The sequence below is a fragment of the Deltaproteobacteria bacterium genome, assembly GCA_020848745.1.
GTDB lineage: Bacteria > Desulfobacterota > Binatia > UTPRO1 > UTPRO1 > UTPRO1.
Map to the genome: position 1 here is coordinate 1 of JADLHM010000085.1, position 2,948 is coordinate 2,948.

General features: G+C 73.0%; 2 protein-coding genes. Both read left to right on the plus strand.

Features of this window, described 5'->3' with window-relative positions:
* On the plus strand, nt 1-1,482 hold a 1,482-nt coding region (locus tag IT293_12500; GenBank protein MCC6765471.1), incomplete at its 5' end, for a hypothetical protein.
* A 29-nt stretch (nt 1,483-1,511) separates the two neighbouring features.
* Entirely contained in the window at nt 1,512-2,903 is a 1,392-nt protein-coding gene (locus tag IT293_12505; protein ID MCC6765472.1) for a hypothetical protein, read from the plus strand.
* Nucleotides 2,904-2,948 lie beyond the last annotated feature (45 nt).

The window sequence follows — 2,948 nt, forward strand, 5'->3', positions numbered from 1 at the left end:
CCGGTGCGGCTGCCGGTCGCGGACGGCAGCATCGACGTCGCGGTGGTGCCGTGTCTGCGCTCGTGGTTCGCCGCGTTCTCCGGGCACGGGCCGCGCGCCGCGGGCGCGATCGTCGACCTCCTGCAGGACGTCCGGCGGACGCTCGCGCCGGGCGGCCAGGCGTATCTCGGGAGCGACAGCCGGCACGGCGTCACGCGCGTGCTGTCGCCGCGGCTCGGGGCGGAGGCGGGTCTCGCGCCACGGATGCTGAAGCGCATCGCGGCGCGCAGCGGTTTCGGCGGCTGCCATCTGTTCGCGCCGCTGCCCTTCCGGCACAAGTTCCACCAGATCCTCGACGTCGACCGCACGGATCGCATGAAGTTCTGCGGCGATCCCTACCGGACCCGCGGACGACTGGTGCGGTCGGTGGTGCGGAGCTGGGAGATCGCCGGCCGCCCGCCGCGCCTCGAGCGGAGCCTCTATCCGTTCCTCCCGGGCATCGCGGCGGTGTTGACGACGGGCTCGGCGCACCACTCCTTCGCGGAGCGGCTGCTCGTCGATCTGGCCGCGACCGGACGGATCCCGCCCGACGCGGGGAGGCTGTCGCGCTACTTCGTCCGGCCGCGCGGGGTGGCGGTGCTCGCGGGCGGCGCGTCCGACCGGGACGGCGTCTTCGTCCGCGTGCCGCTCGATCCGAGCGCCGTCGAGAGCTGCCGGCGCCACCACGAGACCATCGTCGCGCTCGCGGCCGATCCCCGCATCCCGGCGGAGCTGCGCGCGCTCTTTCCGGTTCCGCTCGCGGACGGAACCTACGCGGGACAGCCGTTCTTCGCCGAGACCGCGCGTCCCGGCGACTGCGGCCGCATCTACTACGCGCGCTCCGCGCGGCGCTACGACCGGGCGATCGCCAGTGCCGCCGGCGCGGTGTGCGGGCTCCGGCGGGCCACCGAGATCCCCGTCCTGATCGATCAGGGCGAGTTCGATCGGCTGTGCGGCGACTGGCTCGCGGATCTCCGCGCGTTCGTACGGCCCGACGCTCTGCCGGCGCTCGCGGCGATCGACGAGTGGCTGCGCGCGACGATGCTCGGCGCGACCCTGCCGCTCGGTTGGCACCACGGCGACTACGATCTCGCGAACCTCCTCTACGGCGGCGACGACGCGGTGAGCGGCATCCTCGACTTCGAGGCCTTCGATCCGCGCGGCCTGCCGCTGATCGATCTGCTGCTCCTCCTCGCCCGCCGCCTGATCCGCAGCGACGGGATGGCGTTCGGCGACGTCTTCGTACGGGTCATCCTGACCGGCGCGCTGGCGCCGCTGGAAGCCCGCCTCTTCGCGCGCGAGGCGGCGATCGTCGGCGTCGACGCGCGCATGCAGCGAGCCATCGCCGTGTGCGCGTGGCTCAACCACTTGAAGCTCCGCCGCGACAGCTGGCTCGTCCGCTCGCCGTCGTGGCTGGACGCGAACCTGCACGCGGTCCTGCACACGGTCCGCAGCGTCCTCTGACGAGCGAGTCCAACGGGAGCCATCGCACCATGACCGCACTACCGCTGATCCGATCCGACGCCGTCGCTCCCTGCGAGCGGTGGGGGGAGACCCTCACCGGACGCTTCCTGCCCGAGCTCTTCGCCGCCTACGAGCGCGAGTGCGTGCGCTACGCCGTGCTGCGCAACGCCGAGCGCTGGCCCGCCGACTTCGGAAAGGACATCGACCTCGTCGTGCACCCGCGCGATCTCCGGCGGCACGACGCGATCGTGCACCGGCTGTGCGACGCGTGGGGGCTGGTGCCGGTGGTACGGGTGAGCCGCGGCGGTCACTGGATGTACTACCTGATGCGGATCGGCGACGGCGCGCCGGTCGAGACGGTCTACCTCGATCTGCGGGTCCGCTTGAGCCACATGGAGCTCGAGTACCTGCCGGTGGACGTGGTGCTGGAGGACCAGCGCCACGAGCGCGGCGTGCGGACGCCGTCGCTCGCGGCCGAGGCGCTGGCGCTCGTGCTGCATTGCCTCTTCGACAAGGGCGCGGTGCGCGCCGACTACCGGGCCCGTCTGGAGGAGCTGCTGGCGGCCGCCGGCGACGAGTTCCGGACGCTGGCGGAGCGCGAGCTGGGAGCCGGCTTCGGCGCGCTGCTCGCCGGGGTGGTCGCCGATCCCGCGCGGCTGCCGGCGGTGCGGCGGCGAGCGACGGGCGCGATCCTCGCGCGCCGGCCGGCGACGCTCGCGCGCCACCTGCGCGCGCGGGGCGGCGTGTTCCTCGACCGGGTGCGCGCCCGCCTGCGGCCGCCCGGGCGGATCGTGATCCTGCTCGGTCCGGACGGCGCCGGGAAGACCACGCTCTCGACCAGGGTGTGCGAGCGCTTCGCCGGCACGCGTCTCAAGGTGTCGAGCGTCTACCTCGGCGCGCAGAAGCCGCTCCTCCCGACCCGGCGCTGGAGCCAGAAGATCCGCAAGCGTCTGCGTCCCGGCGGAACGGTGAAAGTGGTGAAGGACGTGAACCGCAAGCAGCGCCTGCGCGGCCTGGTCCACATCATGGCCGACAAGTGGCTGCGCTACGTCGTGCAGGTGCGGCCGCGCCTCGTGCGCGGAGAGACGGTCGTGCTCGACCGCTATTTCTACGACCTCCGCACCTTCGCGCATCCGCTCGTACGGCGACCGTGGGTGGAGTCGCTGATCATGCGCTGCATTCCCGAGCCCGCGCTCGCCTTTTCGATCGTCGGCGACGCGGCGATGATCACCGCCCGCAAGCACGAGCTGACCGTCGCCGAGACGACGCGCCAGCTCGCGTGCTACCAGGGCGTCAGCCGCTGGGTCCGCCATTTCCACGAAGTTCCCGCTGACGGAGCGCTGCCGACGGTCGTCGACGCGATCGCGACGCGCGTGGCCGGGCTGCAGTCCGGCGGAGCGGCGGCGACCCCGGAGGGATGACCATGGATCTCCGCCATCCATCCGATCGTCCCGATCGTCGGACCC